Raw genomic sequence first — 23,172 nt, forward strand, 5'->3', positions numbered from 1 at the left:
TTTAATACTCTTTTAGTTGTTGAAACTCAGTTGAATTTTTAACAAGTTTTGTTAATTGTCCCATACATTGCGATTTTTTCTTACGGGCATATCCATAAGAAACTCCTAAAAATTCAGCAACTTTTTCCATCGACTTTATTTTAAATGATGCTTTTAATAATTCTTGACACTTTATGCCTAATTCTTTAAACTTTGACTCAAAAAGTTGATGTTGTTGTTCAAACAATTCGGTTTCTTCAACTTGTTGTTTTTGTTCTTCACTAATAGATGTAATATCTTCTAAAATTGTTACCTTCTTATTTCCTCTTTTTTTAAGTTCGTTTAGCCATTTTCGTTTACACAATAAGTAAAAGTAAGCATCAAAAGGGCAAGTAAGTATAAATCCTTTTTCAATTGCTTGATGGTAGATAGTTACTAAAGTTTCCTGAATAATGTCTTGAGCATCGTCTGCATTTCCGTTATTTTTTTTAACCATAGCCACAATTTTATAAGAATACTTCTCATAAATTTTAGAAAGTATTCTACTATCATTTTTCAGCAACGCTTCAATATATATATGGTCTTCGTGTGGTTTTTGGTTCATTTATTAAAGTTATAGAGAGCTAATTTAATTTTTTTTTCAGAAACAAGGGTAACAAAAAAATAATTGAGTTGATATGTAAGTGTAAAACAAATTTAAAAACAATTAAAAACGAATAATTATGAAAACACAAAAAGAAAACATCACAAACTTAAATAATAGTAAAGGAGTGAGCCAATTTTTTAAAAACATAGTAGTTGTATCAGTATTAACTTTTTTTACAAGTTGTGTGACCGATAATGGTGATGCACCTTACCAACCTCAACCTGATGGAGACGCATTAGCAGAAAGATTTTATAATAATAGGGTTGATGTTCTGCAAGAATTTACTTTAGATGCTTCTACAGGAGGAGTTATTACAGGAAGTCAAGGAACACAAGTAACTTTTGCACCAAACTCTTTTGGAATTAACGGAACTCCGGTTACAGGAAATGTGAAAGTTCAATTAATAGAAATTTATGATAAAGCCTCTATGGTACTTAAAAACAGATCAACTTTGGGTGAAAAAGCAAATGGAGACAAAGAAGCGTTAAAATCTGCAGGACAGTTTTTTATAAATGCGCAACAAGCTAACAATGATTTAGAACTATTAGTAATGGCTGAAGTAACAAGTAAACCTGTAGATTTTGCAGATTTAGATGGAGGTATGAAAATATTTAGAGCTGGTGGATTAGATAATGATTGTGATGGAATTGATGCAACCTGTGATTGGGTTGAAGCTGATGAAGATGGTGATGGTCAAACTGATGATGCAAAAATAAGAGACGGACAAGGTGCTGACGGAGAATTTGCAACTTATAATTATGATATTGGAGATTTTGGATGGACTAATCTTGACAGATGGTACAATTTCGTTGGAGCTAAAACAGAACTTTTTATCGATGTTCCTAATGAGTTTAATCAAGATAACTGTGCAGTGTATTTATCTTATGATGGAGAACCAACAGCTTTAGCTAGAATGGATGTATATAATACCGAATTGGAGATGTTTACTGAGCATTATGGGTTAATCCCTGTTGGAATGGAAGTTCATATCATTATGGTAGCTGAAATTGATGGCCAGTTGCATTATGCTATCCAAGGAACTACAATTGTTGAAGATCATATAGAGGTAATAACAAGTTTAAGTCCAATAAGTCAACCAGCTTTAGAAGCTTTAATTAACGGATTACCATAAAAATATTGCAATTATAGATTAGTTAGAAATAGGTTAATTGCTTTAAAGAAGCTGTCCAATTGGACAGCTTCTTTTTTGGTATGTTTCTTGATGTTAACATAATTTTAACAGTTATCCAAAATTATCAATTGCTTTATAATTAATTTTCTCAATTCCACTTAAAAACAATTAATTAGTAGCAGTTCATAACAAAAGGATAAAATAAACCTTATACATTATGAATACCAAAAAACACTCAAAAGCAAATTTAGAAAATTACAGCAGATTATTTACTCAATTAGGATTAGTTTTATCATTATTTGTGGTTTATGTTTTAATTCAAAATAAATCGTATGCTAAAGATTTTGAAGACATTTCAGGTATTGAAAGAAACTTTATTGACGAGCAAGAACAAATAGTAGATATAAATAGAGAACAACCCAAACCTGAAGTAAAGATTGTTAAAAAAATAATTCCAGAAATTATTAAAAAAGAAGACAATGATGCAGAAATTGATGAATTCTTTTTTGAAAATATTGATCCGGAAGCTCCCGTAGATATTACCAACTTAGAAGATGTAAAAGAAGCTGAAGAATTTGATCCTAATGATGAGGTCGATTTTGTATTTTTAGAAGAAGTCCCTTTATATCCAGGTTGCAAAGGAACTAATGAAGAGAAAAAAGCTTGTTTTGCTAATAAAATACGCAAATATATCAATAGTAAATTTAATACGGATATTGCATCTGAACTAGGTTTATCCCCAGGAATTCAAAAAATACACACACTATTTAAAATAGACCAAAATGGCAATGTAGTTGATATTCAAGCCAGAGCTCCTTATAAAAAACTACAAATAGAAGCTGTTAGAGTTATTAATTTATTGCCTAAAATGGAACCTGGTAAACAACAAGGTAGACCAGTAGTTGTTAAATATGCATTACCTATACTATTTAAAATTGAGTAATAAATTTTTTTTGATAAAAACATTATTTAACTATCTTAAGGTTAAATATTTATAAAAATTTAGATGCTTTTTAAGTATATAAATGATTTTATCTTAAAACATTGTTTTTCAAGTTTAAAAAACGTAAATTTAATATGAAATCTATCTTGCTAGATATTACGTTATCAATATTACTTAACCTACCGTAATTTCTTGCATTATAAACTATCCTGCCTTTAGCAGTTATATTTAGTTTTTCGTGTGTAATCTTAAATAAAGAATCTCATGGAAGTAAAAAAATATCCCAGTGCAATTTTAGAAAATTACAGTAAAATTTTAATGCAATTAGGTCTTGTATTGGCTTTGTTTATTGTATATGAATTTATCAATATGAAAACGTATCCTACTCCTGTTAAAGAGTTAGTAGGCACCATGTCGGTTGAAGATGATACTGAAGAAGTTATTGAAATTAAACCAATTGAAGTATTAGAACCTCAAGCAGCAAAAGCTGTTATTCCTGAAAAAATAGTAAAAGTAGAAGATGAGGTTGAAATTCAGGAAACAATTATTGAGTCAACAGAAACCGACGAAATGGAAGCAATTAATATGGATATTAATAAAGATATTGTAGCAGTTGAAGAAGATGAGGATATTGTAGAGGATGTTGCTTTTGTGGTTATAGAAAATGTGCCAATTTTTCCAGGATGTAAGGGCAATAATGCAGAATTAAGAGAATGTTTTTCAAATCAAATATCAAAATTTGTTGCTAAAAGATTCAATTCAGAACTGGCTTCAGATTTAGGTTTAACATCAGGCAGTATACAAAAAATATTTGTAATGTTTAAAATTGATAAAGAAGGAAATATTACAGATATTCATGCAAGAGCGCCACATAAAAAATTACAAGAGGAAGCCATAAGAGTAATAAATTTATTGCCTCAAATGACTCCAGGAAAACAACGAGGTAGAGCAGTAGGTGTTAGGTATGGTTTACCGATTGTTTTTAGAGTTGAGTAAAAAGATCCCGTTTTAACGGGATTTTTTTATAAACAAAAGCTAATTATTAAAGTATATTTGTATCATAATTAATTACTTTAGTAAAAAAAATAGGATGAATATTAACCAATATTTAGATTCAACATATTTAAAAACAGCAATCCAAGCTGGAATTTCTGAAGAAGAAACCGAAAATAGAGTTAAAGAGCTAGTTAATGAAGCTATTGAAAATAATTTCAAACTAGTAATGATTAGGCCTAAGTTTATTGCATTAGCTCATAATATAATAAAAGAAGCTAATTCTACAACCTTAGTGGGTACAGTTATTGGTTTTCACGAAGGAACCTATACAACTTCTCAAAAATTAGAAGAAGCACAACAAGCAATAAATAATAAGGTTGATGAGTTAGATTATGTAGTAAATTATGAAGCTTTTAAGAAAGAAAAAATTAATTTAGTCAAAGCTGAAATTTTTCAAGGTACAAAATTAGCTTTGGAGAATAATAAAGTTGTAAAATGGATTATAGAAATTGCTGCCTTAACAACTAAAGAAATTGTGATGCTTACACAATTGATAAGAGATGTAGTTCTAGATAATTTTGGAGAGGAAAATGCAACTAAAGTATTTGTAAAATCTTCCACAGGATTTTTTAAAACAGAAGGAGGTAAACCTAACGGAGCAACATTTGAGGCTATGGAATTAATTGTTGAAAATGCAAAACCACTACCAGCAAAAGCAGCTGGAGGGGTTAGAAATTACGATGATGCCGTAAAAATGGTTAATTTAGGTGTAACACGTATTGGAACATCATCAGCTAAAATAATAGCAGATGGAGGAACAAGTAAAGAAGGGTATTAAAAATGAGCAACTATTTTGCACATGAAACTGCTGTAATTGATGAGGGTTGTGAAATTGCAGCTGGTACTAAAATATGGCATTTTAGTCATATCATGCCTCATTCAAAAATTGGTGAAAACTGTAATATTGGTCAAAATGTAGTCATTTCCCCTGAAGTCATTTTAGGTAAAAATGTGAAAGTTCAAAACAATGTATCCATATATTCAGGTGTTATTTGTGAAGATGATGTTTTTTTAGGCCCTTCAATGGTATTTACCAATATAATTAACCCAAGAAGTGCTATTGTTAGAAGAGGTAAGTATCAAAAAACCATTGTTAAAAAGGGAGCAAGTATTGGTGCAAATGCTACAATTGTTTGTGGAAATGAAATAGGTGAATACGCCTTTATTGGTGCTGGGGCAGTGGTAACCAAAAAAGTTTTACCTTATGCGTTGGTAGTTGGAAATCCTTCAAAACAAATAGGTTGGATAAGTGAATATGGACATCGATTAAATTTTAATAAAGAAGGTGTTGCAATATGCCCTGAAAGCGGTGAAAAATATCAACTAAAAAATAATCAAGTTCAAAAAGTTTCGAAATAAATGATAATGAATAAAGCTACTATTAGTTTACTTTTCCTATTGTTATCAGTTAGTGTAACAGCCCAAATAGAAAAATACCCTGTTTTTCAAGATTGTGATTCTTTAGAAATTTCTAAAATTGAGAAATGTTTTAAAGTGAACGTTAAAAATAAAGTTATTGATGCCTTTAGAATACCTGAAAATTTACAAAAAGAAAATTTTCAAGAAACGGTAAATATCGTTTTTTTAGTAACCGCTGAAGGAGAATTAAAAGTAATTTATGTAAACTCTCCCTATAAAGAACTTAAGGAAGAAGTGCAGCGTGTTTTTTCAACCCTTCCAATTATCACACCTGCAAAATATAACAACCATCCTGTTGAGATGAGATTTGTTTTACCACTTAGTATTCCATTTAATAAAAATGAAAATCAAATAATTGTTGAAGAAAAGGCTGAAATAAAAAGAGAAAAATTAATTTCTAATATTGAAACTTTAAAAGAAACTCAAAAAAACACACTGTTTCCAGAGCATCAAAGTGAGCTAAATATTCCTTTTACTCATGCAGAATATACTACGTTTGATTCTTATTTAGATCAAGCTTCAAATTCCCATACTGCAATGAAACCTTATTTATTTTCTGAAGTAAAACAATATATTGATTTAGATGCTCAAAAAAATAAATTAATGAAACCCAAAAATATGTGGTTTAGTAAAAAACTTTTAAATGAACATATGGCTTTTGTTAAGGGAAAAGATTATTGGTTTACAATTGACCCCATAGTTGATTTACAGGTTGGAAAAGATAGCGAAGGAATAAGTACCTTTAACAATACTAGAGCAATTCAAGTGAATGGTGGGTTGGGCAAAAAATTCAATTTTTCAGCAAGCTTTTATGAAAGTCAAGGACGTTTTGCCGAATATGCGAATAAGTATGCGGAGTCTATAAAACCAGATGGAGGAAATCCAGCAATAATTCCAGGAAGAGGAATAGCCAAGGAGTTTAAATCTGATGCGTATGACTATCCAGTTTCAGAAGCATACATTTCATACACTCCGAACAACTTTTTTAACTTTCAATTTGGTCATGGCAAAAATTTCATTGGAGATGGATATCGATCTATGTTCTTATCTGATGTAGCTTCTCCATTTACCTCGTTTAAAATTAATACTAATTTTTGGAAAATTAAGTACACTAATATGTGGATGTGGATGCAAGATGTAAGACCAGAATTAACGGTTGATGGGGCTTATAAACGAAAGTTTATGGCCATACATTATTTAAGCTGGAATGTATCAAAAAAGTTAAATTTAGGTTTATTTGAAGCTGTTATTTGGGATAACGTAAATGATAGGGGCTTTGATGTAAATTACCTAAATCCGCTTATTTTTTATACAGCCATTGAGTTTTCTTCGGGTTCAAGAGCTGGAAATTCGTTATTAGGATTTAGTTTAAAATATAAAATGAAGGATATTTCTTTATATTCACAAGTATTAATTGATGAGTTTCGAGTTTCTGAAATGACCAGCAATGATGGTTGGTGGGGGAATAAAAATGGTATTCAAATTGGCGCAAAGTATTACAATGCATTTGGTGTTGACAATTTATATTTACAAGCCGAATATAATTCAGTGAGACCATACACATACTCTCACGATGAATTAAATTATAACTTTGGACATAATAATCAACCTTTAGCTCATTTGTGGGGTTCTAATTTTAATGAAACAATTGGAATTGCTCGCTATTCAAAAAATAGATGGTTTGCCAATGCTAAAGTACTCTTTGGTAAAAAAGGATTTGATTATAAAAACAGTACAGATACTTTTAGCTACGGAGGAAACATTTATAGAGATAATGATGATAGAGCTTCAGAATATGGAAATCATATAGGACAAGGAAATAAAGCAAATATTTTTATCGCTGATTTTCAATTAGGATATTTGGTAAATCCAGCAACTAATTTAAAAATATTTGGAGGTTTTACATTTAGAGATTTCAATCCAAATGCTCCAACAAATGCTTTTGACACTTCAAATTCTACGTGGATAACTGTTGGTTTAAAAACCGATGTATTTAATTGGTATTTTGATTTCTAACAAACAAAAAAATATACAAAAAAAGCAGAGTAATATACTCTGCTTTTTTTAACAAGTTAATTTAAGAATATTTCTTAAAAGGGATGTTAATCAACTATTAACTTGTTGCTTCAAAATATTCTCTCTCTATAGCTTCTCTATGATCTGGATGTGCAATTTTGGTCAAGGCAGCAACACGTTGTTGAATAGTTTTTCCATATAAATCAGCAACGCCATATTCAGTTACAATATATTGTACATGGGCTCTTGTAGTAACTACTCCAGCACCTTTATTTAAAAAAGGTACAATTCTACTAATTCCTTTATTAGTTACTGAAGGTAATGCAATGATTGCTTTTCCACCATCACTTAAAGAAGCTCCTCTTATAAAATCCATTTGTCCACCTACTCCTGAATACATTCTAGTTCCAATAGAATCTGCACAAACTTGACCAGACAAATCTACTTGAATAGCTGAGTTGATAGCAACCATTCTAGGGTTTTGTCTAATAATAGAGACGTTATTTGTATAATCGCAAGATCGCATTTCAATAAATGGATTGTCATCAACATAGTCATATAAACGTTTTGAACCTCCTAAAAATGTTGTAAGTGCTCTACCAGCATTTACACCTTTGTAATTACCATTAATTACATCTTTTAAAATAAGGTCTATAACTCCATCTGAAAACATTTCAGTGTGCAATCCTAAATCTTTATGATTTCCTAAACGAGATAAAACGGCATTAGGAATAGAACCTATTCCCATTTGTAAAGTACTTCTATCTTCAATTAGTTCAGCAATATTATCACCAATTTTGCTTTCTACTTCAGTAGGTTCGGTGGTAGGAAATTCGTGTATGGGTTCACTTTCTTCAACAAAAGTATCTAGTTCAGAAATATGAATTAACCCTTCACCATGAACTCTTGGCATTTTATCATTTATTTGAGCAATTACGTGCTTGGCGTTTTCAATAACGGCTAATATAGCTTCAACAGATACTCCTAAAGAGCAATATCCGTGTTTATCAGGAGTTGAAACTTGAATTAAAGCAACATCAACAGGCAAAACATTTCGTCTAAATAAGTTAGGGACTTCACTTAAAAAAACAGGAGTGTATGAGCCATTACCAGCTTTTAAAGTATGACGTACATTTTTACCTATAAAAAGAGAGTTTACATGAAAACTGTCTTTATATTTTGGATCTGCATAAGGAGCATCACCTTCAATGTGTAAATGGCAAACTTCTACGCCTTTCAATTCTTCATGTCTTGCAGACATCGCATTAATTAAAACTTGAGGAGCTGCTGCTGCTGCTTGTATATATACTCTATCATTAGATTTTATAACTTTTACGGCCTCTTCGGCAGTTACTGCTTTATACATAACTAATTATTAAATTTTTCTTTTCACAAATTTAAATAGGTTTTTAAGTTTAAAAGCTGTCAAATGTCACACTTTTAATTGCTTTTTTGTATAAAGTCAATACTAAAATCATAGCTTTGAAATTCTTTTTTTTAAAAGTACCTTTGCAACTCTAATTTTACAGTTACATGATAAAAATTAAAACTCGTGAAGAAATTGAATTAATGCGAGAGAGCGCTTTAATAGTTTCTAAAACATTGGGTATTTTAGCTAAAGAAGTTAAGCCAGGAGTAACCACATTATATTTAGATAAATTAGCAGAAGAATTTATTAGAGACCATGGTGCAAAACCAGGATTTTTAGGCTTGTACGATTTTCCAAATACACTTTGTATGAGTCCAAATGCGCAAGTAGTACATGGAATACCCAACGACAAACCTTTAGAAGAAGGCGATATTATTTCAATAGATTGTGGTGCGTTAAAAAATGGTTTTTATGGAGACCATGCCTATACATTTCAAGTAGGAGAAGTTGCTGAAGACGTAAAACAATTATTACAAATAACCAAAGAGAGTTTGTATGTGGGAATTAGAGAATTTAAAGTAGGAAATAGAATTGGTGATGTAGGGTTTGCAATTCAAAATTACTGTGAAAATCATGGATATGGAGTTGTAAGAGAATTAGTAGGTCATGGCTTGGGAAGAGATATGCATGAAGATCCTGAGATGCCAAATTATGGAAGAAGAGGTAGAGGTAAAAAATTTGTAGAAGGAATGGTAGTTGCTATTGAGCCTATGGTGAATCTTGGAACACAACATATAAATCAATTAAATGATGGTTGGACTATTTTAACTAAAGATGGTAAACCAAGTGCGCATTTTGAACATGATGTAGCCATTGTAAATGGAAAACCGGAACTTTTATCAACTTTCAAATACATATACGAAGCATTAGGCATTGAAAGCAATGAGGAAGATGAGTTTAGACAAAATTTTTAATGAAACTTTTTAAACTTATACTAAATACCATACCTAGACCATTATTACTAAAAGCAAGTTATTGGGTACGTCCAATACTTTCGTGTTATTTAAAAGGAGCTACTTATACAGATCCTATTGATGGTAAAAGTTTTAGAAGATTTTTGCCTTATGGCTATGAAAAACAACGAAAAAATGCTTTATCTCCTAGTACATTATCTCTAGAACGACATAGATTACTTTGGTTGTATTTAAAAAATGAAACTGATTTTTTTACTGCATCAAAAAAGGTATTACATATAGCTCCTGAACAATGTTTTTTAAAACGTTTTAAAGAGCAATCAAACTTAGATTATATCACAGCAGATTTATTTTCACCTTTAGCTGATGTAAAAGCTGACATTTGCAATTTGCCTTTTGAAGACAATTCTTTTGACATTGTTTTTTGCAATCATGTGTTAGAACATATTGAAGATGATAAAAAAGCAATGAGCGAATTATATCGTGTTTTAAAGCCAAAAGGAATGGGGATTTTTCAAATACCTCAAGATTTAAATTTAGAAAAAACATATGAAGATTTTTCAATTACGTCAAAAGAAGATCGGAAAAAACATTTTGGACAATACGACCATGTTCGTGTATATGGCAAAGATTATTTTGAACGATTGAGAAAAGTTGGTTTTAAGGTAAATGAACTTGATTATTCAAAAACACTATCTTCAGAATTAGTAACTAAATATTGTTTGGTAAAAGGTGAAATTTTACCAGTTTGTACTAAATAAAAAAGAGAGCTAGAATAGCTCTCTCTTTTTTATTAAAACAACTTTAGTACGTTATAAACTCTAGTTTGTTCCCAATCGTTTTATCGGTAATTTCAACTCCTAAAATTTCTGCAATGGTTCTGGCAATTTGATTGCTATAAAGTTGATTTTTATAGGTTTGTTCACCTGTACTTTTAATTTTGTTTCCAAAAGCTATCAACCAAACTTCATCTGCCCCCTCTATATCTTTGCCATGGCTTCTCCAAGTGTCAATTGGGTTTGTTCCTCTTCCATGATCTGTAGTTATAATAAAGGTTGTGTTGTTTTTGTAAAAATCATCTTGCTGCGTAAACTCCCATAGTTCTTTTATAAAACCATCTGTTGTATTTGCAGATTGTAAATAAGCGCTATAATTTCCATCATGTGCAAAATCATCAGTTTCACCGTAAGAAATATACATAAATTTAGGATGGTTCTTTTTCATATATTCTAAAGCATAATGATGTGTAAATACATCTAAACGAACAGAACCCCAAGGGCTAGGAGTGACTTTTTGAAGTTTGTTTAGATAAGCTTCATTATCGGTTAGTTTTTCTTCTTCAGCAATATCAAAACCAGCATTTACAGGCACACCACTTCTTGTTTCATTTATAATATAAGGAAAAACATCCCAACTTGTAAATGCAGCGACCTTATTTTTATAAGTTTCAGTTAGATTAACGGTTTCTAAAATAGTGGTATTTGGGTTTGGCAACTTACTATTACTTACAATTCTTTCATCATCAGCTTTTCCAGTTAAAATTTCATTATACCCTGGATAAGAAAACCATTTGTTGTTGGTTAAATCTACGTTATTTTCATGTTTTCTATTTCCATAAATTTGACCTTTTTCTTTAATGGTTGACCAAATAAAAGGAAATAAAATTTTTCTTCGCTCTTCAGGTGTGTTAGCCCAAAACTTATCTTTTAAATGAGTAATGTTTTTAGTGTATTTTTTATTTGAGATTAATAAAGAATCTGCTCCTCCAAATAATTCTTGCCAGCGTAAGCCATCTAAGGTTATTAAAATTACATTTGAATTCGTTTCTTTTTGTTGGGCATTTAGTACTACGCAACTAAATATTAAAAGAGCTATTGATAGTATATTTTTTTTCATTGTTGTGTTTAATTATTATTTCAAATTTATTATTGATTTAAGTTTTAATCAGTTTTAAAGGTAGCTACTTTAGACCAATTACTCCAATTTAGATGCTGATCTCTGTATCTAACTCTCCAGTAATATGTAGTATTTGGAGTTAAACGTTTAGTAATTTCCTCATCAGTTAAATCGTCATCTTTTTGTCTGTTCTCTTTGTAGTACCAATTTTCAAATTGTTTCCAACTATCAAATATAACAGATGTAAAATCATTGTCAGTTGCAACTTGCCAATTAGAAGCTGCATGAAAAGCGTTTTTAAAACTACTTTCAAATTCATTTGCCTTTAATACAGTTTTTGTTATAGAAACCGTTGAATTGTTAGGCGAAACTGCTTGGGGTTGTAGAGGTTTTTTTTCATTTTTATAGATAGTAATACTATCGGTTACTATATTATTTTTAAATTCTTTAGTATTGCCTCTGCTTATTCTTTTAATAGTGAATTTGGTATCTTCTTTATTTCCATCAACTTCAACTAAAACAAAGCCATATTCGTCTTGTGTAACAGTAAATTCATCATAATCTCTTCCTTCAAATTCTCCCCAATTGTCAATAGCTCCACCTGCACTAGCAACATTAATCCATAAGTGTTTATGATCTTTAGATTGCCCTCTAGAATAACCGTGTGTATGTCCAAAAAAATGGATACTTGGCTTTCCTGTTTTAGTACTAAATTCTTCCAAAAGTTTTACAACTTTTCCTGTAAAATCCTCTTCTCCTGGAATCCAAAGCTCAGATTTATGAGGATGATGTAATTGGGCAAAAACAAAATCTATAGTATCATCTTGTGAAGTTTTATCTAATAATTCTTTTAACCAATTGTATTGCTCTTTTGAGTTTCTATAGCCGTTGTTAGAATCTAATCCAATAATTCGCGTATTTCCATAATCTTTAAACCACCAATGTTCAGCATATTCTGGGCTACCATTTTTAGGAAGGCTAAAGTATTTAAAATAATACAACGAATTTTTTTCATGATTTCCTAAAACTGGATAAACAGGAACATTGCTAAATAATTTTTCAGCGGGTTTAAAAAAGTGATCTTTCCATTGATGGTATTTAGTCCCGTTTTCTACCAAATCTCCAGGAATCATAACTAGGGCTAAATTATCAGGTAAACTATCTTTAGAATTTTTACTTAAGAGCTCTAAAATTCCATCATTTACAACTTCATAAAATTTATTAGGTTGATTATGATCGTATTGCATATCACTCATTGCAACTATTTTAAAAGATTCTTGATCTTTTGCGAAAGGAGGTGTTTTAAATTGAAAAATATCAGATTTAGTTTTACCTGTTTTTACACGATAAAAATAGTTTGTAAACCGTTTTAAACCTTTTAAACTAACCTCATGAATCCTTGCTTCCGTAAAATTTACATCATAAGATATTCCTTTGGTTTTTTTACCTAACTTAGGTGTTAATCCCCATTCAACAATACTTTCTTCATTTGCATTAGTTTGCCACATGATTTTTATTGATGAAGGTGTAGCATCTTGTAAATAAGGTTGAACTTCTATAATTATTTCTTTTGTTTGAGCCGTAACAAAAAAAGAAATTAAACTAAAAAAAAGTAATAATCTATTATTTAACATACTTATTGGTATTAATTCTAAAACCTTGGAAGAATATTCTTCCAAGGTTTTAAGTTTATAATTGATATTGTTTTTATATAAGTTATTTTAACCACCAAGTTAGTTCACGGATTAAATCATTGCCCTCTCCAAATTGAGATTTAATAGCTTCTGAAACATTTTGGGTGTTTTGTTGATATTCTGAAGTTGGATAAATCCATCTATTTGGAGGTGTTGAATTTCCATGATATACAAAATTTGGATATCCAGTTCTTAATTGATCAAAATACATTCTCCAACCTGATTGTAAGAATGAAGTAAAATATTTTTGAGTTAAAATTAATTCTAATTTTTGTTCCATTGTTAGTGCATTATTAAATGAAACTAAGTTGCCATTTAAATAGGCTTCAGCAGCAGAACTTTCTACATAGCTTTCAAATCCTTTTGCAAACGTATTATAAAATTGAAATGAAGCTTTAACCGCATTGTTATAATGCGTTTCAGCATTTGAACTAATCCAGTTTCTGACAGAAGCCTCCGCTAAAATAAATTCTAATTCGCTATAACTTAAAAGCGCATGTGGCTCCGTAGTTGGATCAGTAGAGTATCTTAAATTCACTTTAGAAACATCTCCTTGTGCTGCTTTGTCATTAACTTCAGCATAAGGAGCTAAAGGATCACCACCTTCATAGGCATTAAAATCGTCTATTGCTAATCCAGCTTCTTTGGCATTTTTTGTTCTTCCACAAAAAATAAATAACCTTGGATCTTGTCTATCTTGTAATCTTTCAATAAACGTTGAAGACATATACATACCCGATCCATAACCACTGGAATTAAATTCGGTATACCTACTTCCATCTTGATCTAAAAAAACCAATTGACCACTATCATTATTAGATTGCATAATTGGATTATTGTTTACAATGGAAGCAAAAGCACTTTTGATATTTAACTCAGTATCATTTTCTTTTTTAGATAAGGTTATTAATACTTTTAAGCGAAAAGAATTAATTAGTTTTTGCCAATTAAGTGCATTTCCACCATAAATAATATCTCCGTAAATAATATCATTATTTCCATCTAACAAGTTATTAGCTTCTTCTAACTCACTTAAAATACCAATAAAAACATCTTTTTGAACATCGTATTTTGGAGTGAAAATTTGATTAGACTCACCTTGTAAAGCCTCACTATATGGAATATCTCCAAAGGTTAATGTTAAGTTGTAAAAGTAATAAGCTCTAAAAAATTTGGCTAATGCAATATAGGCATTGCTTTCTATGCGTTGAGCTTCTTCCATCATTTTGGTCACTTCGCCTAACATATCATAATCGTTAAAGCTAGCTCTATCCCAGTTGTAATATTGACTTCTATTTTCACCATCAGTTTGTACCAACATTCTTGCTGCGTACATTGCGCCTGTGCCATCTACTTCAAAAGCATTTTCTGAAATATTGGTTAATAAAAGTTGCGGATGGGTTTCGTTTACATTGTTCGGATTTTCATTAATTTCAGATAAGTCTTGGCAAGAAGAGACAGACACTAAAATTATAAGTGAAAATAATAATAACGTGTTTTTCATGTTGTTCATTTTTTTAAAATTTCATATTAACTCCAAATCCGATATAACGCGATGAAGGATCTTGAAGATTATCGTCATTCCCAAAATCAGGATCAATAATGTCTGCTTTTTTCCAAGCTAAAAGATTGTATCCGTTTAAAGTAACATCAATATGTTTGATTCCATTAATGTTTAATTCTTTTGTTAAATCATATTTGAAGGATACCGCTCTTAATTTAAAGAAACTTCTATCAAATACATTGGCAAATTTTTTGCTTTCCTCTTGGGTTACTTGGGCTCTATATGGGTAGTTTTGAGACCAAGTTTGCCAGTTAACTGCAGTGGTGTTTTCTTGATAAACTCTTGTGTCTGAAGTGATGTTACCTTCAACATCTCTAATCAATTCTCCACTAACAATATTTACACCATTAGGAATATAAACCGGAGTTCCTGCGGCATATTCAGCATCTCTAAATTCTGTTGAATTAGGATGTTTGCCTCCCCACCACATTTTTTCAACAGTTCTGGAACGCATTAAACCTCCCCAAACACCATCAATACCAACAGTTAAAGTCATATTTTTATACTTAAAACTATTTTGTAGTCCTAATCTCCAATTAGGGTCTTTGTTTCCTATAAATTGTTTGTATGGATCTTTAACAGGAAGTCCTTGATCATTTAAAATTAACCTACCGTCAGCTGATTTTTGCCAAACGGTTGCATAATAACTATCTGTTCTATCATTTAAATTAAGGTCTCCATAAGTAGTTTGGTTATCATAAATACTAGTTATTTTTTGTATTTTTTTACTCCAGTTGGTTGTTAAATCCCATTTAAAATTTTCCCTATTTATTGGCGTAGCATTTAAAACAACTTCAAAACCATTAGTGGTATATTCATTACCATTTACTTTTCTACTAGTAAATCCTGAAGCATTTGATACTGGTAAATTTATAATTTGATTTGAATCTACAACATTGTAATATGTAAAATCAAGTTTCAATTTTTTCTTTAAGAAAGCAGCACTTAAACCTAATTCAAAAGAAGTGGAGTTTTCAGGTTCAATTAAAGGGTTTACAATACTATTAGGATAGTATAGTTGTGTTAAACCTCCAAAGTTTCCTGAATTTTGATAATATGATGAAATTTGGTAGGGGTTTAAATCGCTAGATACCTTTGCCCAAGATCCAAATAGTTTTAAGTAATCTATGCTTGATGGCATTTCAATATAGTTTGAAACCAACGTACTTAGTGAAGCAGAAGGATAAAAATAAGATCTATTATCTTTTGACAGCGTTGAAGACCAGTCATTTCTTGCAGCAAATGTTAAAAATACTGAATTATATAGGTCTAATTCTAAAGTTGAATAAACACTATTAGTTGCTTTTTCTTCATAATAAGTTTCAGCTTTTACACTTCCTTTTGTATTATTTAAACTATAAATAAAAGGAACTATAATACCATCTGTAGCATTATACTCTTGTTGATATTTTCTGTAGTATGTTGCAGCTCCAGCATTTATATTTATAGCTAAATTATCATTAATAGAGGTATTATAGCTTGCTAAAAAGTCATAATCTACGGTGAGTTTATTTTTATTCCAAGTTTTATAATCCCCATCTCTAGGGTCTCCATAATTTAGATATGATTTAGGACTTTTTCTATCTTCAAAAGTGTCATTAATTATTGCTGAACCTCTTGCTTGTAAGTTCAAATTATCATTAATTTTATAATTTAAACTTAATTGACCATTGATGTTATTTGCATCGTAAGTTTGAGTAAGTTCATGTGCCGCAAAATAGACGTTGTTATACCACGCATAGTTAAAATTTGCTTGTCTGTAACCTTCTTGTCCTGGAATGTATTGATGTTCTTCTAATTCTTTTCCATTTACATCATCACCCATCCAAATTAGTATGGTGTACATGTGATTTTTTGGACCATATCCGTGTCTAGGGTAGTTTGGTGAATAAACTTTATTATAAGCTAGTTTACTGTCTAAAGTTAAAGCTTCAGATAATTTAGTACTTGCTTTAAAGCTTAGTCCTCCAGTTTTTAAGTTTGCATTTGGAACTCTATCTGTTTGACTTGAATAATTTCCAGCTAACCTAAAAGAACCTTTTTCACCTTTATGAGAAATAGAAAAATCTGAAGAAGAAATAACTCCGGTTTTTAAGAAATCTTTCAAGTTATTGTGGTATTTCCAATCTATTGGTACTCTTGAATAGCGAGATTTATCGTTATATTGAGTTCCATAAACATCTCCCCACCAAGGAATCGTTTCGCCAGTTACATTGTCGTATATAGGGCTATTCCATTGTGCTATTTTTACACCAGACTCAAATTTTGGACCCCAAATCATATCACCATCAGAGATACCTCCGTCTTTTCCATCCCAAAATTCATATTTTCCATTAGAACCATTTCCGTATTCAGTTTGTGTTTCTGGAAACACTGTAAAACCAGCTGTTACCATAGTGTTATGTGAAACTGAAATTTCTAAACCTTCGTTGGTAGCGTTTTTGGTGGTAATTAAAATGGCTCCATTTCTACCTCTTGACCCATAAAGTGCAGAGGCTGTAGTTCCTTTTAAAACATTGATATCTGCAATATCATTTGGAGAAACGTCGTAAAAATCTGTTTCAACAGGCACACCGTCTATTACAATTAAAGGATTTTTGCCTCTTAAAGAAAAAGATGGAGCTTGAAATAAACCTGTTGGGTTATTTACAGTTAAACCTGCAACTTGACCAGAAAATAAACTTCCTACATTAGGGACGTTTACATCTTTTACTACGGTTGTTTCTATTTTTTGTGTTGCATAACCAATTTTCTTTTCTTCTTTTGTAATTCCTAAAGCTGTAATTACTACTTCATTTAAGCTTTGAGCATCGGCTACCATAATTATGGTTAAAAAATCTGAAGTAAGATTGTTTAACTCTTGCGTTTGGTATCCTAAATAAGAAACGAGTAAAGTTTCTGATGTTGTATTTGCATTAATGGAGAAATTACCATCAAAATCTGTAGAAACACCAATTTTGGATTCTTTTAAAACAATGGATGCTCCGGGTAGTGGAAGATTATTTTCATCTACTACTTTACCTTTAATAAGTGTTTGAGAAAATCCAGTTACCCATATAAATGTAAGTAACGAAAAAAGAATTTTCCTTTTAAAATGTTTTTTCATATTTACTAATTGTTAATTTGATTAGGGTGCAAATATGAAACTCAGGGTTTACTGTAAAGAATTGTAAATGTTATAAAAATATAAGCCTAATATTATGAGTGTTAAAAAAGTGTTAATACTTAGACAAAGTGTATCTAAGGAAATATAAAAAAAGATGTTAAATTTTTTAAAAATAGAAGATTAAGAAAAGTAACATTTATTTAATCTTCAAAATTTTCTGATTTGAATGTTTTTAATTCTCCATTTTCATCTGCAAAAATTAAAAAAGATTTCAACTCATTGTGAGATTTTAAAAAAAGCTTAGTTTTCTCTAAGCCCATTGCCATAAATGCGGTAGCATAACCATCAGCATCTGCGCAATCTCCTTTGGTAATAACAGAGGCGCTTAATAAATTACTCTCATTAGCATATCCAGTTTTGGTATTAATGGTATGCACATATTTTTTACCATCTGTTGTTGTTTTAAACTTTCTATAGTTTCCTGAAGTAGCTATCGATTCGTTTTTAAGTTGTATGGTAGTTGCAATTGATCTTGTTCCATCAAAATTTGGATTTTCAATGGCAATTCTCCAAAATTCACCATGGTGGTTTTTTCCTTTAGCTCTAATTTCTCCTCCTATTTCAACCATATAATTTTTAATGTGGTAGCGTTCAAACAATCTTCCTATAACATCTACTAAAAACCCTTTTCCTATAGCATTAAAATCGAAATAAATTTCAGGATACTGTTTAAATACTTTATTGTTTTGAAGCTTCACTTTATTAAAACCTACATATTTTAAAAGTTGGGTAATTTTTAAAGAGTCTAAATCTTGAATTTCTTTTTCAGGCCCAAATCCCCAAGCATTTACCAAAATTCCAACTGTTGGATCAAAATCTCCATTTGTTTCTTTGTATATTCTTTCAGATTTTATAAAAACTTCTTTAAAATATGAATCAATAATTACAGTGCTATCTCCTTTGTTGATTTTAGAAATATCTGATGTTGGAATGTAGGTAGATGTTGATTTATTTACTAATTTAATTAAACTATCAATTTTAGACTCAAAATCAATGGTGCTTTCTCCTAAATATTTAATTGTAAATGTAGTACCAATTGCGTTTCCTTGTAAAGTTGTTAATTTAGGTTCATTATCTTTACAGGAAATGAAAACAATAAATGCAAGTATATAAGTTATTTTTTTCAAAGGTTAAGCTTATAGGATGATTAAAAAACTAAGACACAAATATATAATTTTAATTAATGCTAAAATCATCTTAAATTAGTCTAAAATATAGTATTCTACACTTCTTTTTTTTAAATTTGCCATTAACATTTAAAACAGTATAAGAATTATGAGAAAAATAGTTGTATTGATGATTTTTGCATCAGTAGTGTTGAGTTCTTGTGTATCTCAAAAAAAATATACAGAACTAGAGGATAGTTTTAACAAAAAAAATCAAGAATTGGTTGATGTAAAAGCTGATTTAATGAAATGTAGAGTAGAAAAAGATGCTCAAGTTTCTGCTTTAGAACAACAAGTTGTTGATTTGAAAAAGGACAAAGAAAAAACATTAGAGTACGTTGACAATTTAACCGTATTATCTAAATCTGCTTCAGATAATATTAAAGAAACATTGGCTCAAATGGGTAAAAAAGATGAATATATTCAACACATCCAAAAAGCAATGACTAGAAGAGATTCTATTAATTTGGCTTTAGGTTTCAAACTTAAAAGTGTATTGAAAGATGGATTTAATGATGAAGATATTCAAGTAGATGTTGAAAAAACTGTTGTGTATATTTCTATAGCTGATAAGTTATTATTTAGAAGCGGAAGTGCTACAATTTCTTCAGCGGCGAAAGATGTTCTTAAAAAAGTTGCTGATGTTGTTTCTGCACAACCAGAACTTGAAATTATGGTAGAAGGTTATACTGATAATAAGCCAATTAGTACTGCTGGAATTAAAGACAACTGGGATTTAAGTGTAAAACGTGCAACATCTGTTGTTAGAATGTTACAAAAAGATTTTAGTATTGATCCTACTCGTTTAATTGCGGCTGGTAGAAGTGAGTATTTACCATTAGAAACTAATGATACTGTTGAAGGTAGAGCTCGTAACAGAAGAACTAGAATTGTTTTAATGCCAAAATTAGATCAATTCTTTAAATTACTAGAAAGTAAAATAGACTAATTTAATTAGTTAATATTCAAAAAAAACCACGCTACAGCGTGGTTTTTTTTTGAAGCAAACTTAATTAAGTTCAATATCTAATAATTGTAAGCCCTCATATTGCAAAAGGTATTCTTCATTTAAATTAGGAGGTAAGTTTTTATTATTGATGTTTCCTATACCAACTCCCGCAAACAATACCTTAGCATTATTTTTTCTTGCATGAGCTTTAAATGTTTCCATCCAAATAACATCGTAGGTTATTGCATATTCTGAAATATGTGCTGTTTTTACTAGCACAAAATGTCTAACATTATTTTCATCAATACATACAAATTGTGGATTTGTTTTTAACTGACTATTGATAGCAATAAATTCAAATCCTTTAGCTTCTAGATCTTTTCCTACGATGTTCATTGCTAAATTATGCAGTTCTTGTTTTGTTAAAGGTCTTTTACTCATATTAAGATTGATTAAATAAAAAATCCGATACAAATGTACCGGATTTTATTTTATAGTGTTAAAATTGTGATGTTGAATTTAGTTTATCCTCCAAAATCATCAAATCTAATATTCTCATCTTCTAAACCAAAGTCTTCTCCCATTTTTTGAACTGCTTTGTTCATTAATGGAGGTCCACAGAAATATAATTCTAAGTCTTCTGGAGCATCATGTTTAGATAAATATTCATCAATTACTGCTTGGTGTACAAAGCCAGTAAATCCATCTCCTTCAGGATCGTTAATGTCTTTTTTGTTTACCCAATTATCTTCAGGAGCTGGTTCAGACAATACTAGATAAAACTTAAAGTTGGGAAACTCTTTTTCTAAATCATAAAAATGTTCTAGATAGAACAATTCACGCTTAGAACGTCCACCATACCAATAAGTAACTTTACGGTTTGTTTTTAGTGTTTTAAATAAGTGGTATAAGTGAGAACGCATTGGAGCCATACCAGCACCACCACCAACATATAACATTTCAGCATCAGATTCATTAATAAAGAACTCACCATAAGGACCAGAAATAGTTACTTTATCTCCTTTTTTTCTTGAAAAGATATAAGAAGAAGCAATACCAGGATTTACATTCATCCATCCATTTTTAGCTCTATCCCAAGGTGGAGTTGCAATACGAACATTCAACATAATTTCACGTCCTTCTGCTGGGAAAGAAGCCATAGAATAGGCGCGTTCTACCAATTCAGTATTTTTCATTTTTAAATCCCATAAACCAAATTTATCCCATTCCATTTGGAATTTATCTGGAGTATCGTGTTCTTCAGGATGAGCTGTTATATCAATATCTTTATAATCGATTTCACATTCTGGAATTTCAATTTGAATGTAACCACCTGCCTTATAATTCATATCTTCAGGAATTTCAACAACAAATTCTTTAATAAAAGATGCTACATTGTAGTTTCTAACAACAGTTGCTTCCCATTTTTTAATTCCAAAAATCTCTTCAGGAATTGAAATATCCATGTTTTGTTTCACTTTTACCTGACATGCCAATCGAATACCCTCTTTCAATTCTTTTCTAGAGAAATGTGGTGTTTCGGTTGGTAAGGCCTCTCCTCCTCCTGAATGAACGTGACATTCGCATTGTATACAGGTTCCACCACCACCACACGCCGATGGTAAAAATATTTTTTCATTTCCTAAAGTTGTAAGTAAAGTTGCTCCAGAAGCAACTTCAATTTCTTTTTCTCCATTTATTGTAATTTTTACAGGGCCAGAAGGAGAAAGTTTTTGTTTTACAACTAATAATACTGTAACAAGTAATAGTATTAGCACTAAAAATGCTGCAACAGTTGCTACAATTACGCCTAAAGTATTTGCTGCTAGTATCATCATTACTCTTTAGTTTCTTTTTCGTTAATAACTAGTTCTTTATCGTTGTCTTTAACCTTAACTTGAACAGTTTGTTCTTCTTTGATTGTTTCTTCATCACCACCAGTTAACATTCCTCCAAAACTCATAAATCCAATTGCCATTAAACCAGTTATAATAAATGTAATTCCCAGTCCTCTTAATGGTGCAGGAATATTTGAATATCTAATTTTTTCACGAATAGCAGCAATTGTTAAGATTGCTAAAAAGAAACCTATTCCTGAACTAATACCATAATTAAATGCTAAATCTAAAGAAGCAATTTCTCTTGATTGCATAAATAACGACCCTCCTAAAATAGCACAGTTTACCGCGATAAGAGGTAAAAAGATTCCTAAAGAGTTGTACAATGCTGGAGCGAATTTTTCAACAATTATTTCAACTAATTGTACCATTGTTGCAATGGTTGCAATAAACATAATAAATGAAAGGAAACTTAAATCATAAGCGGCATACTCTTCACCTAACCAAGCTAAAGCACCATCTTGTAAAATATATTGGTCTAATAACCAGTTTAAAGGAACCGTAATTGCCATTACAAATATTACTGCTGCACCTAATCCTACAGCAGTTGATACTTTTTTAGATACTGCTAAGTATGAACACATCCCTAAGAATGTTGCAAATACCATGTTATCTACAAATATTGACTTAAAAAATAATTCTAAATGCTCCATATCTTAGTTGTCTTCTATTAATGCTTCATTTCTTGAGCGTTGTACCCAAATAATAATTCCTACAGTAATTAATGCCATTGGTGCTAACAACATAAAACCGTTGTTTTCATAACCAAAAGCATATACACCAGTTTTTTCAATAGGGTCGCCTAAAACTTTATATCCCAACAAGGTACCAGAACCTAGTAACTCTCTAAAAAACCCAACAATTATTAATATTAATGCGTATCCCAACGCATTTCCTACACCATCTATAAATGATCGAACAGGTCCATTTCCTAAAGCAAAGGCTTCAAAACGTCCCATAATAATACAATTGGTAATAATTAACCCTACAAATACCGAAAGTGTTTTACTTAATTCATAAGCAAATGCTTTTAACACTAAATCAACAATAATTACTAAAGAAGCAACTACAATTAATTGAACAATGATTCTGATTTTTGATGGTATGATATTTCGCATTAATGAAATAGTTAAATTACCCAGTCCCATTACAAAAAGTACTGCAATAGACATTACTATAGATGCCTTTAATTCAGCTGTAATAGCTAATGCAGAACAAATACCTAAAACTTGAATAGTAATTGGGTTATTATCTGCTAAAGGATCTGTTATTAATTTTATATCTTTTTTTGATAAAAGTCCCATA

General features: G+C 30.5%; 20 protein-coding genes. 9 read left to right on the forward strand and 11 right to left on the reverse strand.

All coding sequences use genetic code 11. From position 1 onward, the window contains the following. Position 1: 1 nt before the first annotated feature. Positions 2-583: an RNA polymerase sigma factor gene (locus tag ACFQZW_RS06700; RefSeq protein ID WP_298265352.1), complete on the reverse strand. Its 582-nt coding sequence runs from the start codon at positions 581-583 to the stop codon at positions 2-4. A 118-nt stretch (positions 584-701) separates the two neighbouring features. Between ACFQZW_RS06700 and ACFQZW_RS06705 the strand changes: the two genes are divergently transcribed. The 6 genes from ACFQZW_RS06705 (at position 702) to ACFQZW_RS06730 (ending at position 7,191) form a co-directional block, all read left to right on the forward strand. After that, positions 702-1,757 (forward strand): hypothetical protein, encoded by a 1,056-nt coding sequence (locus tag ACFQZW_RS06705; RefSeq protein ID WP_372801671.1) that lies wholly within the window; start codon positions 702-704, stop codon positions 1,755-1,757. Positions 1,758-1,974: 217 nt separating this feature from the next. Next, complete coding sequence (locus ACFQZW_RS06710) at positions 1,975-2,700, forward strand: energy transducer TonB (RefSeq protein ID WP_386781936.1); 726 nt, start codon at positions 1,975-1,977, stop codon at positions 2,698-2,700. Between the two features lie 264 nt (positions 2,701-2,964). Continuing rightward, a complete protein-coding gene (locus tag ACFQZW_RS06715; protein ID WP_298265358.1) occupies positions 2,965-3,696 on the forward strand; it encodes an energy transducer TonB in 732 nt (243 codons plus the stop codon). A gap of 94 nt (positions 3,697-3,790) precedes the next feature. Beyond that, complete coding sequence (deoC, locus tag ACFQZW_RS06720; RefSeq protein ID WP_386781939.1) at positions 3,791-4,534, forward strand: deoxyribose-phosphate aldolase; 744 nt, start codon at positions 3,791-3,793, stop codon at positions 4,532-4,534. Between the two features lie 2 nt (positions 4,535-4,536). Further along, positions 4,537-5,115 (forward strand): acyltransferase, encoded by a 579-nt coding sequence (locus tag ACFQZW_RS06725; protein WP_298265362.1) that lies wholly within the window; start codon positions 4,537-4,539, stop codon positions 5,113-5,115. Positions 5,116-5,121: 6 nt separating this feature from the next. After that, positions 5,122-7,191, forward strand: coding sequence for a gliding motility protein RemB (locus tag ACFQZW_RS06730; protein ID WP_386781942.1), 2,070 nt, complete (start codon positions 5,122-5,124; stop codon positions 7,189-7,191). A 97-nt stretch (positions 7,192-7,288) separates the two neighbouring features. Here ACFQZW_RS06730 and ACFQZW_RS06735 read toward each other — a convergent pair whose 3' ends face one another. Then, entirely contained in the window at positions 7,289-8,557 is a 1,269-nt protein-coding gene (locus tag ACFQZW_RS06735; protein ID WP_298265366.1) for an acetyl-CoA hydrolase/transferase family protein, read from the reverse strand. A gap of 167 nt (positions 8,558-8,724) precedes the next feature. Between ACFQZW_RS06735 and map the strand changes: the two genes are divergently transcribed. Both map and ACFQZW_RS06745 read left to right on the forward strand, forming a co-directional pair. Continuing rightward, a complete protein-coding gene (map, locus tag ACFQZW_RS06740; protein WP_386781944.1) occupies positions 8,725-9,534 on the forward strand; it encodes a type I methionyl aminopeptidase in 810 nt (269 codons plus the stop codon). Continuing rightward, positions 9,534-10,295 (forward strand): class I SAM-dependent methyltransferase, encoded by a 762-nt coding sequence (locus tag ACFQZW_RS06745; protein ID WP_386781946.1) that lies wholly within the window; start codon positions 9,534-9,536, stop codon positions 10,293-10,295. Before map ends, ACFQZW_RS06745 begins: the two co-directional genes overlap by 1 nt. A gap of 43 nt (positions 10,296-10,338) precedes the next feature. Here ACFQZW_RS06745 and ACFQZW_RS06750 read toward each other — a convergent pair whose 3' ends face one another. The 5 genes from ACFQZW_RS06750 to ACFQZW_RS06770 form a co-directional block, all read right to left on the reverse strand. Beyond that, positions 10,339-11,430, reverse strand: coding sequence for a sulfatase-like hydrolase/transferase (locus ACFQZW_RS06750; RefSeq protein WP_386781948.1), 1,092 nt, complete (start codon positions 11,428-11,430; stop codon positions 10,339-10,341). A 44-nt stretch (positions 11,431-11,474) separates the two neighbouring features. Further along, positions 11,475-13,109 (reverse strand): fibronectin type III domain-containing protein, encoded by a 1,635-nt coding sequence (locus ACFQZW_RS06755; RefSeq protein ID WP_386781950.1) that lies wholly within the window; start codon positions 13,107-13,109, stop codon positions 11,475-11,477. 37 nt (positions 13,110-13,146) lie between these two features. After that, entirely contained in the window at positions 13,147-14,628 is a 1,482-nt protein-coding gene (locus ACFQZW_RS06760; protein ID WP_386781952.1) for a SusD/RagB family nutrient-binding outer membrane lipoprotein, read from the reverse strand. A gap of 13 nt (positions 14,629-14,641) precedes the next feature. Beyond that, complete coding sequence (locus tag ACFQZW_RS06765; protein WP_386781954.1) at positions 14,642-17,794, reverse strand: SusC/RagA family TonB-linked outer membrane protein; 3,153 nt, start codon at positions 17,792-17,794, stop codon at positions 14,642-14,644. A gap of 200 nt (positions 17,795-17,994) precedes the next feature. Beyond that, complete coding sequence (locus ACFQZW_RS06770) at positions 17,995-18,981, reverse strand: FAD:protein FMN transferase (protein WP_298265378.1); 987 nt, start codon at positions 18,979-18,981, stop codon at positions 17,995-17,997. Between the two features lie 148 nt (positions 18,982-19,129). On the opposite strand from ACFQZW_RS06770, the gene ACFQZW_RS06775 reads away from it, so the two are divergent. Beyond that, the gene (locus ACFQZW_RS06775) at positions 19,130-19,969 is read left to right on the forward strand and encodes an OmpA/MotB family protein (protein ID WP_298265380.1); all 840 of its coding nucleotides are present in this window, start codon (positions 19,130-19,132) and stop codon (positions 19,967-19,969) included. 60 nt (positions 19,970-20,029) lie between these two features. Here the strand turns inward: ACFQZW_RS06775 and ACFQZW_RS06780 are convergent, their stop codons facing one another. The 4 genes from ACFQZW_RS06780 to ACFQZW_RS06795 form a co-directional block, all read right to left on the reverse strand. Next, the gene (locus tag ACFQZW_RS06780; RefSeq protein WP_298265382.1) at positions 20,030-20,410 is read right to left on the reverse strand and encodes a Na(+)-translocating NADH-quinone reductase subunit F; all 381 of its coding nucleotides are present in this window, start codon (positions 20,408-20,410) and stop codon (positions 20,030-20,032) included. Between the two features lie 83 nt (positions 20,411-20,493). Then, positions 20,494-21,804: an NADH:ubiquinone reductase (Na(+)-transporting) subunit F gene (gene nqrF / locus ACFQZW_RS06785; protein ID WP_298265519.1), complete on the reverse strand. Its 1,311-nt coding sequence runs from the start codon at positions 21,802-21,804 to the stop codon at positions 20,494-20,496. Positions 21,805-21,806: 2 nt separating this feature from the next. Continuing rightward, positions 21,807-22,520, reverse strand: a complete 714-nt coding sequence (gene nqrE / locus ACFQZW_RS06790; RefSeq protein WP_298284847.1) for an NADH:ubiquinone reductase (Na(+)-transporting) subunit E — start codon at positions 22,518-22,520, stop codon at positions 21,807-21,809. Positions 22,521-22,523: 3 nt separating this feature from the next. After that, the gene (locus ACFQZW_RS06795; protein ID WP_298265386.1) at positions 22,524-23,171 is read right to left on the reverse strand and encodes an NADH:ubiquinone reductase (Na(+)-transporting) subunit D; all 648 of its coding nucleotides are present in this window, start codon (positions 23,169-23,171) and stop codon (positions 22,524-22,526) included. Between the last annotated feature and the right edge of the window lies 1 nt (position 23,172).

The organism is Lutibacter aestuarii, from assembly GCF_042676885.1.
GTDB lineage: Bacteria > Bacteroidota > Bacteroidia > Flavobacteriales > Flavobacteriaceae > Lutibacter > Lutibacter aestuarii.

What these genes read in the sequence shown, in the direction of transcription:
- ACFQZW_RS06715 (WP_298265358.1), top strand. Translation starts at nt 2,965, where the DNA reads ATGGAAGTAAAAAAATATCCCAGTGCAATTTTAGAAAATTACAGTAAA.
- ACFQZW_RS06700 (WP_298265352.1), bottom strand. Translation starts at nt 583, where the DNA reads ATGAACCAAAAACCACACGAAGACCATATATATATTGAAGCGTTGCTG.
- ACFQZW_RS06705 (WP_372801671.1), top strand. Translation starts at nt 702, where the DNA reads ATGAAAACACAAAAAGAAAACATCACAAACTTAAATAATAGTAAAGGA.
- ACFQZW_RS06725 (WP_298265362.1), top strand. Translation starts at nt 4,537, where the DNA reads ATGAGCAACTATTTTGCACATGAAACTGCTGTAATTGATGAGGGTTGT.
- ACFQZW_RS06710 (WP_386781936.1), top strand. Translation starts at nt 1,975, where the DNA reads ATGAATACCAAAAAACACTCAAAAGCAAATTTAGAAAATTACAGCAGA.
- ACFQZW_RS06735 (WP_298265366.1), bottom strand. Translation starts at nt 8,557, where the DNA reads ATGTATAAAGCAGTAACTGCCGAAGAGGCCGTAAAAGTTATAAAATCT.
- ACFQZW_RS06730 (WP_386781942.1), top strand. Translation starts at nt 5,122, where the DNA reads ATGAATAAAGCTACTATTAGTTTACTTTTCCTATTGTTATCAGTTAGT.
- nqrE (WP_298284847.1), bottom strand. Translation starts at nt 22,520, where the DNA reads ATGGAGCATTTAGAATTATTTTTTAAGTCAATATTTGTAGATAACATG.
- ACFQZW_RS06745 (WP_386781946.1), top strand. Translation starts at nt 9,534, where the DNA reads ATGAAACTTTTTAAACTTATACTAAATACCATACCTAGACCATTATTA.
- map (WP_386781944.1), top strand. Translation starts at nt 8,725, where the DNA reads ATGATAAAAATTAAAACTCGTGAAGAAATTGAATTAATGCGAGAGAGC.
- ACFQZW_RS06765 (WP_386781954.1), bottom strand. Translation starts at nt 17,794, where the DNA reads ATGAAAAAACATTTTAAAAGGAAAATTCTTTTTTCGTTACTTACATTT.
- ACFQZW_RS06775 (WP_298265380.1), top strand. Translation starts at nt 19,130, where the DNA reads ATGAGAAAAATAGTTGTATTGATGATTTTTGCATCAGTAGTGTTGAGT.
- deoC (WP_386781939.1), top strand. Translation starts at nt 3,791, where the DNA reads ATGAATATTAACCAATATTTAGATTCAACATATTTAAAAACAGCAATC.
- ACFQZW_RS06795 (WP_298265386.1), bottom strand. Translation starts at nt 23,171, where the DNA reads ATGGGACTTTTATCAAAAAAAGATATAAAATTAATAACAGATCCTTTA.
- nqrF (WP_298265519.1), bottom strand. Translation starts at nt 21,804, where the DNA reads ATGATACTAGCAGCAAATACTTTAGGCGTAATTGTAGCAACTGTTGCA.
- ACFQZW_RS06760 (WP_386781952.1), bottom strand. Translation starts at nt 14,628, where the DNA reads ATGAAAAACACGTTATTATTATTTTCACTTATAATTTTAGTGTCTGTC.
- ACFQZW_RS06750 (WP_386781948.1), bottom strand. Translation starts at nt 11,430, where the DNA reads ATGAAAAAAAATATACTATCAATAGCTCTTTTAATATTTAGTTGCGTA.
- ACFQZW_RS06780 (WP_298265382.1), bottom strand. Translation starts at nt 20,410, where the DNA reads ATGAGTAAAAGACCTTTAACAAAACAAGAACTGCATAATTTAGCAATG.